Annotated in this window: 14 protein-coding genes and 1 riboswitch; of the genes, 7 read left to right on the forward strand and 7 right to left on the reverse strand. The window is 73.6% G+C overall.

All coding sequences use genetic code 11. From position 1 onward, the window contains the following. Positions 1 to 127 precede the first annotated feature (127 nt). From KUM32_RS32365 to KUM32_RS32385, 5 genes are all read right to left on the reverse strand, one after another. Positions 128 to 1,321, reverse strand: coding sequence for a hypothetical protein (locus KUM32_RS32365; protein WP_308408775.1), 1,194 nt, complete (start codon positions 1,319 to 1,321; stop codon positions 128 to 130). A gap of 67 nt (positions 1,322 to 1,388) precedes the next feature. Then, positions 1,389 to 2,402, reverse strand: coding sequence for an NlpC/P60 family protein (locus KUM32_RS32370; protein WP_217145506.1), 1,014 nt, complete (start codon positions 2,400 to 2,402; stop codon positions 1,389 to 1,391). Between the two features lie 282 nt (positions 2,403 to 2,684). Further along, complete coding sequence (locus KUM32_RS32375) at positions 2,685 to 3,737, reverse strand: C40 family peptidase (RefSeq protein ID WP_217145548.1); 1,053 nt, start codon at positions 3,735 to 3,737, stop codon at positions 2,685 to 2,687. Positions 3,738 to 3,969: 232 nt separating this feature from the next. Beyond that, positions 3,970 to 5,313, reverse strand: coding sequence for an NYN domain-containing protein (locus tag KUM32_RS32380; protein ID WP_217145507.1), 1,344 nt, complete (start codon positions 5,311 to 5,313; stop codon positions 3,970 to 3,972). A 63-nt stretch (positions 5,314 to 5,376) separates the two neighbouring features. Next, positions 5,377 to 5,616 carry a hypothetical protein gene (locus KUM32_RS32385; RefSeq protein WP_217145508.1) on the reverse strand — a complete coding sequence of 80 codons (240 nt, stop codon included), beginning with the start codon at positions 5,614 to 5,616 and terminating at the stop codon, positions 5,377 to 5,379. 157 nt (positions 5,617 to 5,773) lie between these two features. Here KUM32_RS32385 and KUM32_RS32390 point away from each other — a divergent pair, with 157 nt between their 5' ends. From KUM32_RS32390 to KUM32_RS32420, 7 genes are all read left to right on the forward strand, one after another. Then, positions 5,774 to 6,544, forward strand: coding sequence for a rhomboid family intramembrane serine protease (locus KUM32_RS32390; RefSeq protein WP_217145509.1), 771 nt, complete (start codon positions 5,774 to 5,776; stop codon positions 6,542 to 6,544). Continuing rightward, positions 6,541 to 6,822 (forward strand): Lrp/AsnC family transcriptional regulator, encoded by a 282-nt coding sequence (locus KUM32_RS32395; RefSeq protein ID WP_100044201.1) that lies wholly within the window; start codon positions 6,541 to 6,543, stop codon positions 6,820 to 6,822. The genes KUM32_RS32390 and KUM32_RS32395 overlap by 4 nt, the downstream gene beginning before the upstream one ends. Before the next feature lie 82 nt (positions 6,823 to 6,904). Continuing rightward, positions 6,905 to 7,219: a small secreted hydrophilic protein gene (locus KUM32_RS32400; RefSeq protein WP_217145510.1), complete on the forward strand. Its 315-nt coding sequence runs from the start codon at positions 6,905 to 6,907 to the stop codon at positions 7,217 to 7,219. Beyond that, positions 7,140 to 8,657: an ATP-binding protein gene (locus tag KUM32_RS32405; RefSeq protein WP_374227579.1), complete on the forward strand. Its 1,518-nt coding sequence runs from the start codon at positions 7,140 to 7,142 to the stop codon at positions 8,655 to 8,657. The genes KUM32_RS32400 and KUM32_RS32405 overlap by 80 nt, the downstream gene beginning before the upstream one ends. A 19-nt stretch (positions 8,658 to 8,676) precedes the next feature. Further along, on the forward strand, positions 8,677 to 9,342 hold the full coding sequence (locus KUM32_RS32410) for a response regulator transcription factor (RefSeq protein ID WP_217145511.1): 666 nt from the start codon (positions 8,677 to 8,679) through the stop codon (positions 9,340 to 9,342). A 57-nt stretch (positions 9,343 to 9,399) separates the two neighbouring features. After that, positions 9,400 to 10,815, forward strand: coding sequence for an SLC13 family permease (locus tag KUM32_RS32415; RefSeq protein WP_217145512.1), 1,416 nt, complete (start codon positions 9,400 to 9,402; stop codon positions 10,813 to 10,815). A gap of 127 nt (positions 10,816 to 10,942) precedes the next feature. Then, positions 10,943 to 12,157, forward strand: a complete 1,215-nt coding sequence (locus tag KUM32_RS32420; RefSeq protein WP_217145550.1) for a glycerate kinase — start codon at positions 10,943 to 10,945, stop codon at positions 12,155 to 12,157. On the opposite strand, the gene KUM32_RS32425 is transcribed toward KUM32_RS32420, so the two are convergent. Together KUM32_RS32425 and trpD are read right to left on the reverse strand one after the other, a co-directional pair. Beyond that, entirely contained in the window at positions 12,100 to 13,479 is a 1,380-nt protein-coding gene (locus KUM32_RS32425) for an aminotransferase class V-fold PLP-dependent enzyme (RefSeq protein WP_217145513.1), read from the reverse strand. The genes KUM32_RS32420 and KUM32_RS32425 overlap by 58 nt on opposite strands. A gap of 194 nt (positions 13,480 to 13,673) precedes the next feature. Beyond that, positions 13,674 to 13,790: riboswitch (SAM riboswitch) on the reverse strand. A gap of 80 nt (positions 13,791 to 13,870) precedes the next feature. Beyond that, positions 13,871 to 14,935, reverse strand: a complete 1,065-nt coding sequence (gene trpD, locus KUM32_RS32430; protein ID WP_217145514.1) for an anthranilate phosphoribosyltransferase — start codon at positions 14,933 to 14,935, stop codon at positions 13,871 to 13,873. Between the last annotated feature and the right edge of the window lie 76 nt (positions 14,936 to 15,011).

A 15,011-nucleotide genomic window follows, 5' to 3' on the forward strand; every position in this document is an offset into this window, starting at 1 on the left:
GCCCCGCCCGGCCCCGCCCACCCGGCAGCCACGCCCCGCCGACACCGCACCAGCACCGGGGCCCCACGGCCCTCGCCGCGGCCGGCGCGCCAAGCAGGCCGCGTGCGCCCGGCGAGGGCGGCCGGGCTCAGTCGAACTCCGTCCGCAGGTACGCGCGCCACCGCGCCGTGAACTCCTCCGGTGTCGTGCCGAGCACCTCGTTCATCGCGTCCTCGGCCGCGCCCGCCCGCTCGTCGTGGGCTCCGACGGCACGGTAGAAGGCGTGCAGCCGGTCCTCGCCCCACTGGTCGGCGATCATCCGGCAGGCCAGCCAGCCCCCCTCGTAGGCCTCGGCGAGTTCGTCCGCTTCGCCGGTGAAGCCGAAGTCCTCGTCCGTCGGCAGCCGGCCGGGGACCCGGCCTCCGGACACCGCGCGGGCCAGCTCCGGCGCGGCCCGGGACGGAGACGGGTCGGTGGCGCGGTAGCCGACCCAGTCGGCATACCCCTCGGACAGCCACAGCGGCGTGGCGCGGGTGGTGTGGGCGCGGGTGGCGACGTGGGTGGTCTCGTGGGTGAGCACCACCTGCTTGCCCAGGGCGCCGAGCAGCCCGTACGCGTCGGGGTTGACGATGACCCGGTCCGCGGGGGCCCGTTCCCGGCCGCCCGTCTCACCGGTGGTGACCGCCGCGATGCCCCGGTAGGAGGAGGCGGGCGAGCCGAGCAGGCCCGCCATCCCCTCCAGCGACCGGGGGACGAGCACGACGACCCGCCGGGCCCAGTCGCCGTCCCAGACGTCCGGCACGGCCGGCACGGCCCGGTCGGCCAGGTCCGCGAAGCCGCGCAGGGCCCCGGCGGACTGCCCGACGCCGAGGACGAGGCTGTGCTCCCCCCGGACGACCCGGACCGCGCCCTGGTCCCACGGCTGCTGCCCGGACTCCTCGGCGGGCCGGTCGGAGTCGACGGACCACGCCCCGTCCGCACCGTCCCGGCTCAGCCGCACGGTGCGGCCGGCGGTGACGGGACCCCGGTCGTAGCCGTCGACGCGGTAGTCCAGCTCGACGTCGGCGACGGCCGTGTCGCCGGTGCGGTCCACGTCCGTCACGCGGTACGACCACGCGGCCAGCGGCACCGCGCTCAGGTTGTCGAAGCCGGCCGCGGTGCCGGTGCGCGCGTAGGCGGCCCGGTCGTGGTCGAGGACGGCCGCCGCACGCCGGTCCAGCACCCGCCGCACCTCGGCCAGGACGGGGTCGGCGGCGGTCCGGCCGCCGCAGGCCACCAGGGCGACGAGCAGGACGCACAGCGCCACCACCGAGGAACCCGACACCCGCCCGCGACCAGCCACCTTCCCGATCGTACGGGCGCCGGACCGCGGAGGGCAGCGGGCGGAGGGGCCGGACGGGTCGCGGGGTTCAGACCCGGGTGACCGAGGAGACCGGCATCATGCCGACCGGGTCGTAGCGCACGGGGGCGCCGGGGTAGGGCGCGTGGATCACCCGGCCGTCGCCGGCGTACATGCCGATGTGGCTGGCGTCGTCCCGGTAGGCGACCAGGTCGCCGGGGCGCGCCTCGGCCGGGGACACCCGCCGCCCGGCGCCGGCCTGCGCCTGCGAGGTGCGCGGCAGTCCGACGCCGGCCTGCGCGTACGCCCACTGGACCAGGCCCGAGCAGTCGAAGGAGGACGGCCCGTTGGCACCCCAGACGTACGGCTTGCCGAGGGCGGAGCGGGCGGCGGCGAGGGCGGCCGCCGCGCGGCCGGAGGCGGGGGTGGCGGTGCCGGGACCCACCAGGTCGGTGCGGCCGGAGCGGGAGCCGCGGTCGTAGGCGGCTCGCTGGTCGTCCGGGAGGGAGTTGAGCAGCTTCCGGGCCCTGGCCAGCTTCCGCTCCACGGTCTTCTTGTGGGCGGCGACGGCCTTGCGGCCCTTCTCCAGCTCGGTGAGTTTCCCGGCGGCCTCGGCGCGGTCCTGGGCGAGTTCGCGCAGGGCTTCCTGGAGTTCCCTGAGCCGGCCGGACTGGTGGGTGCTGATCCGGTCGAGCACCAGGGCCTTGTCCAGGTAGTCGTCCGGTTCGGCGGAGAGCAGCAGCGCCAGCGACGGGTCGATGCCGCCGGAGCGGTACTGGGCGCCGGCCAGCGAACCGAGCGCGTCCCGCATGGTGTTGATCCGCGCCTGCTGCCGGGCGATCGCGTCCTGCGCGGTGCTGACCTCCTCGCGCAGGGCGTCGGTGCGCGCGTCGGCCTCGTTGTAGGCCTCGGTCGCCTTCTCCGCCTCCGTGTAGAGGCGGTCCACCTCCGCTCGCCTGTCGTCGTGCGGGGCGGCCGTGGCCGGTGCGGCGCCCAGGACCGCGGCGGCGACGGACAGCAGGCCGACGGCGGCGGTGGTGCCGTGGTCGAACCCGGATGGTGCAAGGCGGCGATGGGACCCCACGGGAAGCCGCACTCCTTCCGCTGGCGGACGGGGAAACGCGGCAGACAGTAGCCCCGTGGCGGGGCAGCGGCCAACGACCGCCGGGGGCGCGCAACGCGACGCCCCGCCGCTGACGCAGGTCAGCGGCGGGGCGGGGTCGCGAGCGTCCTGCCGTGATTCGCCCGAACGGGCGCCACGGGGCGGGCGGCTCCGGGATCGCGCGCGGTTCCGGTCACGGGGTCGTGCGCGGTTCCGGTCACGGGGTCGTGCGCGGCTCCGGACAGGGGGCGTGCGCGGCCTTCCTCAGACCCGGACGCCGAACATGAACGGGCCGCCGATCGTGTTCATCGACTCGTAGCGGACGACCGTGCCGGTGCGCGGCGCGTGCAGGACCTGGCCGTTGCCGGCGTACAGGCCGACGTGGTGCAGGTCGTTGAAGAAGAAGACCAGGTCGCCGACCTGAAGCTGGCTCATCGAGTAGATGCGCGTGCCCGCGCCGGTCTGCGCCTCGGAGGTGCGCGGGATGGCGACGTCGGCCTGGGCGTAGGCCCAGGAGGTCAGGCCCGAGCAGTCGAAGGAGGACGGGCCGGTGGCGCCGTAGACGTAGGGCGAGCCGATCTTGCTCTGGGCGGCGGCGAAGGCGGCGGCGGCCCGGCCGGAGGCGGGCTTGCCGGCGGGGGTCCCGGCGCTGGACAGGACCTCGCGCTCGCTGGTGCGGGTGGAGCGCTGCTGCTCGGCGTCGAGAGCGGCCTTCTCCTGCGCGGTGAGCGTGTTGAGCAGCTTCTGCGCGGAGGCGAGCTTGCCCTGGACTTCCTTCTTCTTGTTGCCCAGTTCGGTGCGGGTGGAGGCGAGGTCCTTGAGCTTCTCGGTGGCCTCGGAGCGCTGCTGCGCGAGGTCGCGCTGCTTCTCCTGGATCTTCTTCAGCGCCTCGACCTGCTGACCGCTCAGCTGGTCGAGCGTGGAGGCCTTGTCCAGGTAGTCGTCCGGGTCGGCGGAGAGGAAGAGCTGGAGGGAGGGGTCGATGCCGCCGGAGCGGTACTGGGCGCTGGCCATCGAACCGAGGCCGTCGCGCAGCTCGTTGAGCTCCTCCTGGCCGCGGGCGACGTTCTCCTGGATGGTGGAGATCTCCTTCTGGAGCTTCTCCTGCTTCTCCTTGGCGCCGTTGTACTTCTCGGTGGCCTGCTCCGCCTCTTCGTAGAGCTTGTCGACCTTGGCCTTGACCTCGTCCTTGCTCGGCTTCTCGCTCGGCGCGGCGTTGGCGGCCTGCGAACTGAGAACGACAGCGGCGGCGGCAGCGGTGGTGAGCACGGTCACACGCGCGCGGCTCGACTGCTTGGGACGACGGTGGGACGCCACGGAGACGAGCTCCTTCTTGAGAGGGATCACCCGTTCGAGGGTTCGAGGGCAGACCTTAGTGACCTACTCGTGATCAGTTCAAATCCCCCGCCGGAAAAGTCCCGGTTACGCGCCGCATTCTTTGCCACAACTCACCTGCGGTGACCCTTGGTTGACGCTACGTTGCGTGACGGTTCCGTCAATTCGGGCATTGGGGCCCTACGTTGCGCATGGGGCAGAGGTGAATCAGGGGCTAGGAAAGCCGCTTGAGGAGCACCACGGACGCCACCGGCCGCGCGCCCGCCCGGGCCACCCCGTCGGCGACCTCGCGGTCGGTGGAGACGACGATGACCGGCCGGCCCGGCGGCTCGGCCCGCACCAGCTGACGGATCAACTCGTCGGCGGTGACGCCGGGTTTGGAGAACAGCACCCGCACCCCGCGCGGCGGCGCGAGGAGCACCGGCGCCGCCAGTTCGGCACCGTCGAAGACACAGGTCATCTCGGCGCCGGTCTGCGCGGCGAGCTGGGAGAGCTGGCCGAGCAGCCTGAGCCGCTGCTTCTCCAGCGGCATCTGCGGATAGCCGGTCTTGGTGACGTTGTAGCCGTCGACGACCAGGTGCGCCTGGGGCAGCGCGAGCAGCTGGTCGAGGATGGCGGGGTCGTTCTCGGACAGGGCGCGGGCGGCGATGTCCTTCGGCGACATCCGGCCCGGCTCGACCGCGTCCACCGTCTGGGCGGGCCGCACGGACACCGGGGGCAGCGCGAGCTCCCGGCGCAGCCCCTGGGTGGCGTCCAGCAGGGTGTCCAGGAGCAGCCGTACCCGCATGTCCTCGACGCTGCGTCCCTCGCGGGCCGCCCTGCGGGTGGCCTCCAGGGCGGCCTCCGCCTCCCCGAGCCGGGTCTTGAGCCGCCGGGTCTCGCTCTCGGCGGCGGACACCTGGGCGTGCCCCTCGGCCCGGACGGCGTCCATCTCGGCCCGGACCTTGCGCAGCGCCGCCTCGCCGCGCTTGACGTCGCTGAGGGCGGAGCGCAGTTTGCGGTGCAGCGACTCGGTCTCCTTCTTCGCCGACTCCAGCTCGGCGCGCAGCCGCTCGGTCTCGGCCCTGGTGTGCTCGCGGGCCCGGGTCAGCTCCGCGTGCAGCCGCTCCAGCTCCGCGCGGTTCTCCTCGTCGACGCGCTCGGCGTCCGCGCGCTGCGCCTCCTCGCCGGCGGCGGTCACCAGCTTCACCCAGCCGTGCGGCCGCAGCACGTAGGCCGCGGCCGCCACGTCGAGCGGGTCCGCGGCCGGGGGCGGGGAGCCGGCGTCCAGGGCGGCGGCCAGTTCCGGCTGGGCCTCCCGGAACTTCTCGCCGATGCGCTGGCGGAACAGGGGGTCGGTCTCGACCGCGGCGGCCATGGCGTTCCCGGCGAACTTGGCCCTCCGGTTCGGGGCGAACCGGGCGTACTGTCTCAGCTGGGCGGGCAGTTCGCCGAGAGTGAGCCCGCCGAAGCCGTCGGACACTATCTGCACGACCCTGCGGCGCACTCCGTCGGGCAGCGGGCGGTCGAGCACCTCAGCGGCGCCGTCCTCCGGCCTCCCGCCGTGTGTCTCCACCATCCGTCACCCCAATGTCTCAGCGTGGTCCCGGTACGGGATCACCTCACGCGGGGGCCGCTCCGCTCAGGAGGCGGCACCCGGCCTGTCCACGAGCTCCACCTGGTCCACGGCGTTGCACCAGCGGCACCGCACCGACTCGATGCTCTCACTGAGCACCTCCCGCTCCTCGACCTTCGGCTCACCGGCCAGATCGAGGTGCACGTACTCGACGACCTTGGAGGCCCGGGTCACGTCGAAGCGGGTGAGATTACCGCAGAGGGTGCAGCGCCACCGCGTCGTGCCGGTCGGCAGGGGAACCGTCATCGTGGTTGTCCGCTCTCTTCCAGTGTCGGTGACGCGCCGGACTCCCCCGGTGCGTGTGGGTCGTAACCCTACGGCCTGGCGGGTACCCGACGCCCGCCCGTCCGCGGCGGCGAGGCGATCCGGGAGGTTTCGTCCCGTTACGTCATGCTCTGTAGCCATGATCCATCACTGGACCACGGCGGCCCGCAGGACGGTCAGGACGCTCGGCACGGCCCGCACGGCCGGTACGCCCCGCGGCCGGGGGGCGCCGGTGACGTACGGGCTGATCACCCTGTGCTGCCTGCTGTTCCTGGTCAGCCCGGCGGCGGGCCTGAATCCGGTGTACGGCACCGGCGGCGAACCGCTCGCCGCGCAGCGCGCCTACTTCGCGCGCTGGGGCGTGGTCCCCGCAGAACTGTTCGAGGACTCCCCCGGGTCCGCCCTCACGCCCGCCACGGCCCTGTTCGTCCACGGCGGCTGGGTGCACCTGCTGGGCAACATGCTCTTCCTCCACGTCTTCGGCGCGATGACCGAGGAACGCATGGGCCGGCTCCAGTTCGCCCTGTTCTACCTCGGCTGCGGCTACCTGGCGCTGCTCGGGTACGCGGGGGCCAACGCGTACTCCCTGCAGCCCCTGGTCGGTGCCTCCGGGGCGATCTCCGCGGTCCTCGGTGCCTTCCTCTTCCTGTTTCCGCGCGCCCGCGTGACCAGCCTCCTGCCCTTCCTCTTCTTCCTGCCGCTGCGCTTCCCCGCCTGGCTCGTGCTGCCGTTCTGGGCGGCCCTGCAGTGGACGGCGGCGGGGCGGGCCGGCGACGGCCCGGGGGTGGCGTACCTCGCGCACCTGGTGGGCTTCGGGCTGGGCTTCCTCTTCGCCTGGGTGCGGTTCGGGCGTACGACTACAGTGAAGAGCGTTCCAGCGACGGCCCCCGAGGGAGAGAACCCACCGTGATCAGCGCGATCGTCCTCATCAAGACCAGCGTGGACCGGATCCCCGAGATCGCGGAGCGGATCGCCGCGCTGGAGAACGTCAGCGAGGTCTTCTCCGTCACCGGCACCTACGACCTGATCGCCATGGTGCGGGTGAGCCGGCACGAGGACCTCGCGGAGGTCATCCCCGGCCGGATCAGCAAGATCCCGGGCGTCGAGGGCACGGACACGCACGTGGCGTTCCGTACGTACTCGCAGCACGACCTGGAGGCGGCGTTCGCCATCGGGCTGGACAACTGAGGCCGGGGAGCGGGACGCGGATGAAGAGTTCTTCATCCGGTCCTCATCCAGGCCCCCGGACACCGGGCGCAGGATCGAGGGCATGGTCTTCTCCCGCCGGATGGCGGCCCTGGCGGCCGTCGTCCTGATCCCCCTCGGCATCGCCGCGACCAGCTTCGCCCTCACCGACAGTCCGCAGGAGCCCAGGGTTCCGGCCAAGGTGGAGCTGGAGAGCGCCTCCCCCACCCCGGCACCCGCCTCCTCCTCGCCCGAGCCGGCGCCCGGCGACCAGGTGGTGACCCGGCCGCCGGTGACCGACAGCCCTCCGGATGGCGACGATGACGACGACCGAGGTCAGGAGCCCGACGACGGAGCCGCCGACCGGGGCACCGACGACGGGCCCGGCGACGACGGCTGACCGCGAGCGCCGCCGGATATCGGCTCGTGTCCGCATCCTGCTGTGGCTGCTGCTCGTGATGGCGGTCGCCCTCGCCTCGGTGGCCGCGACCACCCGGTCGATCCTGCTGCGGGACACCGATCAGCGGATCAACGGGCTGCTCGCGCAGGAGGCCGGCGAGTTCGCCAACTTCGAGGAGCAGGGCTTCGACCCGGAGACCGGCCGCCCGTTCACCGACCCGGGCCGGCTGCTGCGGGTCTTCCTGGAGCGGCAGTACGCCGACCTGGACGAGGAACTGATCGGCCTGGTGGACGACGCGGGCGGCAAGCCCACGCAGATCATCCAGCAGCGCGAGATCCCGGTCGCCCTGCCCCTGCACAAGGACGCCGACGCCCGGCGCCGCATCTACGCCTCGCCCGACTCCACCGGCACCCTGGAGCGGCCGGAGGGGGAGATCCGCTGGGCCAAGGTCACCGTGGCGCGCTACGGCGGCGAACCGGCGGCGGCCTTCGTGGTCGCCTTCCACCCCGGGCGGGAACAGGCGCGCGCGGACGAGGTGTTCCGCGTCCTGCTCGCCATCTCCGGTGTCGCCCTGCTGATGACGACCGGCATCGCCTGGGTGGTCGCGGGCCGCATCCTCAAGCCGGTGCGGCTGGTGCGCGCCACGGCCGCGCAGCTCACCGAGCAGGACCTGACCCGGCGCATCCCGGTGCACGGCAACGACGACGTGGCGGCGCTGGCCGAGACCTTCAACGCCATGCTGGACCGGCTGGAACGCGCCTTCGCCACCCAGCGCCGGTTCGTCGACGACGCGGGCCACGAGCTGCGCACCCCGATCACCATCGTCCGCGGCCATCTGGAACTGATGGGCGACGACCCGGCGGAGCGCGAGGAGACCGTCCGTCTGGTCACCGACGAACTGGACCGGATGAGCCGCATCGTCGAGGACCTGCTGCTGCTCGCCAAGGCCGAACGCCCCGACTTCGTCACCCCCGAGCCGGTCCAGCTCGCCGAACTGACCGCCGACGTCTACGTCAAGGCCCGCACCCTCGGCGACCGGGACTGGGTGCTGGCCGAGGTCGCCGACCGCGAGGCCCACCTGGATCCCCAGCGGATCACGCAGGCCATGGTGCAGCTCGCGCAGAACGCCGTGCAGCACACCACCACCGGCCAGACCATCCGCATCGGCTCCCGCGCCGAGGGGCCGCGCGTCGAGCTGTACGTCGCCGACTCCGGGCCCGGGGTCCAGCCGCAGGACGCGGAGGTGATCTTCGAGCGGTTCCGGCGCGGCACGGCCCGGCGCGGGGTGCGCGGGTCCGGCGCCGGGCTCGGGCTGTCGATCGTCAAGGCGATCGCCGAGGGCCACGGCGGCCGTGTCACCCTGCGCGCCACCGAGGACGGCCCGGGGTCCCCGCGGACGGGGTCCGGGGGAGCCACCTTCGTACTCACACTGGACTGACTCCGGGAGAGGCTCGTCAATGAACCGCATCCTCATCGTCGAGGACGAGGAGCGCATCGCCTCCTTCGTCGAGAAGGGCCTGCGCGCCAACGGCTTCACCACCACCGCCGTCACCGACGGCGACACCGCCTACGAGTACGCCCTCACCGGCGGCTTCGACCTGGTCGTCCTGGACATCGGGCTGCCCGGCCGGGACGGCTTCACCGTGCTGCGCGAGCTGCGCGAGGCCCGGGTGACGACCCCGGTGATCGTGCTGACCGCCCGGGACTCCGTACGGGACACGGTGGCCGGCCTGGAGGGCGGCGCCGACGACTGGATGACCAAACCGTTCCGCTTCGAGGAACTGCTCGCCCGGGTGCGGCTCAGGCTGCGCACGGCGGCGCGGGCACCGGAGGTGACCGTGCTGAAGTCGGGTGCGCTCAGCCTGGACCTGCGCACCCGCCGGGCGCGTTCGGGAGAGCGCACCGTCGACCTGACGGCCCGTGAGTTCGTGCTGCTGGAGCTGTTCCTGCGGCACCCGGGGCAGGTCCTGTCCCGGGAGCAGATCCTGTCCCACGTGTGGGGCTACGACTTCGACCCCGGTTCCAACATCGTGGACGTCTACGTGCGGGCGCTGCGCAAGAAGCTCGGCGCGCAGCAGGTCGAGACCGTGCGCGGGATGGGGTACCGGCTGCCGGCCTGGTGAAGTTTCCTTCATGTACCGCTCATTGAGGGCTCACCGCCCGGGAGAACCCTCGATGACGTGACGCCGAACCTCCGCCTCGCGGCGGCCCTGTGCGTGGCGCTGTCCCTGTGCGCGCTGCTGGCGGTCCCCGCCAACTTCCCCGGCCTGGGCGGTGACGCGCGCCTCACCCTGGCCGTGTTCGCGCTGGCCACCTGCGCCTGGATCGGGACTCCGGTCGACGACACCTACATCGCGCTGGGCGCCGGACTCGCGCTGACCGTGACCGGCGTGATCAGCAGCGACACCCTCTTCGGCACCCTCGGCGACGCCACCGTGTGGCTGCTGATCTGCGCCTTCGTGCTGGCGGCGGCGGTGGCGCGGACCGGGCTGGCCGGGCGCGCGGCGGTGTTCCTGGTCGGCGGGGCGCGCAGCGTACGGCAGTTGGTGCACCTGACGACGGCCGCGCTGGTCGTGACGGCGTTCGCGGTGCCGGCCACGTCGGGCCGGGCGGCGCTCGCGCTGCCGGTGTTCCTGGCGCTCGCCAAGGCCCTCGCCGACCGGAAGCGACTGGTCGTGATGCTGGCACTGCTGTTCCCGACCGTGATCCTACTGTCGGCGGTGGCTACTCTGATCGGTGCGGGCGCACATCTGATCACGGTGTCGGTGCTGTGGGAGGCGACCGGGGAGCGGATCGGCTTCACCCAGTGGCTGTTGCTCGGCCTGCCGCTGGCGGTCGCCTCCTCCCATCTGGCGGCCGAGGCGGTGCTCCTGACGACGACTCGGCGCGCGGACCGCGTGGGCCCGGTGCGCATCACCGCCGAGGAGATACGGCGGCACAGCGAGAGCCCGGTCACCGGTCCCTGGACGCAGGCGGAGAAGCGCTGCGCGCTGCTGCTGGCCACGGTGGTGGCGCTGTGGTGCGGCGAACCGCTGCACCGGGTCCCGCCCGCGGTGGTGGCGCTGATCGGCGCGGTCGTCGCCTCCTCCCCCGCTCTGGGCACCGTACGGCTCAAGGACGCGCTCAGGACCGTTCCCTGGTCGCTGCTGCTGTTCATGGCGGCGACCATGGCGATGGGCGTCGCGCTCGCCGACTCGGGTGCGGCGCAGTGGCTGGTGTCGGGGCTGCCCGCGCACGTCACGCCGGCCGTCTTCCTCGGCGTCGTCGTCGCGCTCAGCACGGCGGCCCACCTGGTCCTCCAGTCCCGCTCGGCCCGCTCCTCCGTCCTGGTCCCGCTGGTGATCGCCGCGGCCGTGGGCTCCGGGGTCAACCCCGTCGCCGCCGCGCTCGCGTCCACTGCCGCCGCCGGCTTCTGCCATACGCTCCCGGCCTCCGCCAAGCCGGTCACGCTCTTCGCGGAGATCCCCGGCGTCCCCACCTACACCCCGCGTGACCTGCTGCGGCTGTCCGCCGTCCTGGCCCCGCTGACCGCGGCGCTCGTGCTGTTCTTCGCCACCGCCGTCTGGCCGCTGCTCGGTGTGCCCGTGACCCGATGACCTGATGAAGCCGATGAAGGAGCCCTCCGTGTCCTCCGTGTCCCCCGTCTCGCCCGTCTCCCCCGTCTCGCCGGTCCCGCCCGTCTTCCCCGTCTCCCCGGTCTCTCCCGTCCCGCCCGTCTCCTCCGTGCTGGACCGTGTCGTCGTGGCCCCCAGCGGCTTCAAGGAGTCCCTGTCCGCCCAGGCCGCCGCCGACGCCATCGCGGCGGGCGTCCGCCGGGTCCTGCCCGCCGCCGAGATCGACCTGATCCCGCTCGTCGACGGCGGCGAGGGCACGGCCGTCGCGCTGGCCGCCGCGACCGGCGGACGGCTGGTCGCCCTGGCCGCCACCGGCCCGGTCGGCGAGCGCGTCGGCACGCACTTCGCGCTGCTCGGCGCCCGGGACACGGCGGTGGTGGAGATGGCGGCCGTGGCCGGACTGTCGCTGGTCCCCCGCGCCCTGCGCGACCCCGGCGCCACGACGACGTACGGCGTCGGCGAGCTGATCCGGGCCGCGCTCGACACCGGGGTGCGGCGCGTCCTGGTCGGCTGCGGCGACTCGGGTACCTCCGACGGCGGCGCGGGCGCCCTCCAGGCGCTCGGGGCCCGGCTGCTGGACGCGGACGGCTTCGAGCTCCCGCGTGGCGGACGGGAACTGGTCCGCCTCGCCCGCATCGACCCGTCCGGCCTGGACGCCCGCCTCCAGGACACGGAGCTGCTCGTCGCCTGCAACCCGTACAACGTGCTGTGCGGCGAGCGGGGCGTGGCCCGGGTGTACGGCCCGCAGAAGGGGGCGACGCCCGCGCAGGTCGAGGAGTTGTCGGCGGGGCTGGAGAACTGGGCGGGCGTCCTCGCCCGCGACCTGGGCCCGGCCGGCGCCGACCTGCGCGGCGGCCCCGGCACCGGCGCCTCGGGCGGTCTGGGCGCGGGGCTGGCCGCCGTCGGTGCCCGGCTGCTGCCCCGCTTCGACGTCCTGCTGGACCATCTCGACCTGGACGCCCGGCTCGCCCGCGCCGACCTGGTGCTCACCGCCGAGGGGGCCCTGGACCACCAGACGCCGCGCGGCAAGGTCCCGGCCGAGGTGGCCCGCCGCGCCAAGCTCTCCGGCCGTCCCGTCCTCGCCCTGGCCGGCACGCTCGGCGAGGGTGCGCACGAGGTGCCGGGCGTGGACGCCTGCCACGGCATCGTGCCGGCCCCGATGGCCCTGGCGGACGCCCTGGTGCGCGCCGCCGAGCTGCTCGCGGACGCCACGGAGCGGGCGCTGCGGATGATCCTGCTGGGTGCGCGGCTGCCGGGCCGGGCGGCTCAGGCCTCGTCGGCGGAGGTGGTGTCGGGCACGCACCGCCCGTCCTCGGTGCGGTAGTTCCACCGGGCGCCGTCGTTCACCAGCTCCCTGACCGCGGTCACGAACCGTTCGACGTGCTCGTCCGGCGTGCCCGCGCCGAAGCTCACGCGGATGGCGTTGAGGGACTTCTCGCCCGGCGCCGCCTCGGGGGCGCCGCACTCGCCCTGCGTCTGCGGGTCACTGCCCAGCAGGGTGCGCACCAGGGGGTGGGCGCAGAACAGGCCGTCGCGCACGCCGATGCCGTACTCGGCGGAGAGCGCGGCGGCGAAGTGGGAGCTGTTCCAGCCCTCGACGACGAACGAGAGCACGCCGACGCGGGGCGCGTCGTCACCGAAGAGGGACAGGACCCGGACCTCCGGCACCTCGGCGAGCCCCTCCCGCACCTTGCGGACCAGGTACTCCTCACGGGCGACCAGCGTGTCGAACCCGGCCTCGGTGAGCGCCTTGCAGGCGGAGGCGATGGCGTAGGCGCCGATGACGTTGGGCGACCCGGCCTCGTGCCGCGCGGCGCTCTCGTGCCACTCCACGTCCACGCCCCCGTCGGTGCGCCGGCTGACCCGGCGGCTGGCGCCGCCGCCGGCGAGGTACGGCTCCGCCTCGCGCAGCCAGTCGGCACGCCCGGCCAGCACGCCGGAGCCGAAGGGGGCGTACAGCTTGTGCCCGGAGAAGGCGACCCAGTCCACGTCCAGGCCGGTCACGGACACCGGGTGGTGCGGGGCGAGCTGGGCGGCGTCCAGCACGATCCGGGCGCCGTGCGCGTGTGCCGCGGCGGCCAGTTCACGCACCGGCCAGAGCTCGCCGGTGACGTTGGAGGCACCGGTGACGCAGACCAGGGCGGGCCCGTGGGGCTCGCGGGCGGCGAGGGCGCGCTCCAGGGTCGCGACGGCCTGCGCCGGGGTGCGCGGGGCGTCGAGGTAGGTCACGTCCGCGTCCCTCCAGGGCAGCAGCGAGGCGTGGTGCTCGGTCTCGAAGACGAAGACCCGGCAGTCGGCGGGGAGCGCGGCGGCGAGCAGGTTGAGGGAGTCGGTGGTGGACCGGGTGAACACCACCTGGTCCCCCTCCCGGCAGTCGAGGAAGTCGGCGACGGTGTTCCGCGCGTTCTCGAACAGGTCGGTCGACAGCTGCGACAGGTACCCGGCGCCACGGTGCACGCTGCCGTAGTACGGGGCGTAGGCCGCCACGTCGTCCCAGACCCGCTGGAGCGCGGGCGCGCTGGCGGCGTAGTCGAGCGCGGCGTAGGTGACCTCGCCGCCGGTGACGAGCGGGACGGTGACATCCCGGCCCAGAACGGGCAGCGGGGCACAAACGGACTGGTCTGCGGCGACGGCGGAGACGGACATGGGTGCACTCCCGTGAAAGGCAGGTGTCATCACCACGCGAACCGCGACGGCTCGAGCGTGGGAGAAGGTGAGGAACGGAGAAGGGTGGTGCAGGTGATGAAGGGGATTGCGGAGGCGGGGCTCTGCGGCCCTATCGCATTCGCTGATTCACGGGAGACTCCCTCGAACGACCCAGGACCCCTGGTGACGCGAGGGGTCCGCGCTTGCCGTGGACCTTGCTGTCCACCGCCTGGTCTTCACCCGGGGCACCCCGCCACGGACGGAGGGTTGCCGGACAGTCGGCCGGGGCCGAATGACTGTCGCTCATGACCTGCCAAGGAACGTACGGGAAGTGATCGTCGTCCCGCAACCCGTGTCCGGATCGCGGGACGGACGTCACACCGGCGGTCCGTCAGGCGTTGCTCGCCGCGATCCAGCGCTCCAGGGTCCGCCGGGCCGCGCCCGAGTCGATGGCCTCGGCCGCCCGGTCCATGCCGGCCCGGATCCGCTCGGTCAGCGGAGCGTCGCCGGGCTCCAGGGCGACCAGGGCCGCCGCCGAGTTCAGCAGCACCGCGTCCCGCACAGGGCCTCTCTCGCCGGCCAGCAGACGGCGGGCGACATCCGCGTTGTAGGAGGCGTCGGCGCCGCGCAGGGCCTCCACCGGCACCAGTTCGAGGCCGACGTCCCGCGGGTCGAAGGCCTCCTCGGAGACCTTGCCGTCCCGCACGACCCAGACCCGGGACGTGGCCGTCGTGGTCAGCTCGTCGAGGCCGTCGTCACCCCGGAAGACCAGGGACGAGTGGCCGCGCTCGGCGAAGACACCGGCGATGATCGGCGCCATCCGGGCGTGCGCGACCCCGATCGCCTGGGCCTTCACCCGGGCGGGGTTGGTCAGCGGCCCCAGGAAGTTGAACACCGTGCGGATGCCCAGCTGGCCGCGGGCCGCCGCCACATGGCGCAGTGAGGGGTGGAACTTCACGGCGAAGCAGAAGGTGATGCCGGCCTCCTCGGCGACCTGGGCCACCCGCTTCGGCGTCAGCTCCAGATTGACCCCGAGCTTCTCCAGCACATCGGAGGCACCGGAAGCGGAGGAGGCCGCCCGGTTGCCGTGCTTGACGACCTTCGCGCCCGTGCCGGCGACGACGATCGCCGACATGGTGGAGATGTTGACGGTCTTCGCGCCGTCGCCGCCGGTGCCGACGATGTCGACCGTCTCGCCCGGCACCTCGATCACGTTGGCGTGGGCGTACATGGTGCGGACGAGGCCGGAGATCTCCTCGACGGTCTCGCCCTTGGACCGCAGCGCCACCGCGAACCCGGCGATCTGCGCGTCCGTCGCCTCGCCGCGCATGATCACGTCCAGCGCCCAGGCGGTGTCGTCCGCGGACAGGTCGCGGCCGTCCAGCAGTCCGTTCAGCAGGGCGGGCCAGGAGCGGCCCGCCGTGGTGTCGCCTCCAGCGGGGGTCACAGCGCTCATCAGCCGCTCCTGCGTGTGTGAATCACGGAAAGGTATGCACTCCCCACCCTATCCAGCCCCGGGCACGGCGAAGGGC

It is taken from the genome of Streptomyces sp. AC627_RSS907 (assembly GCF_019049165.1).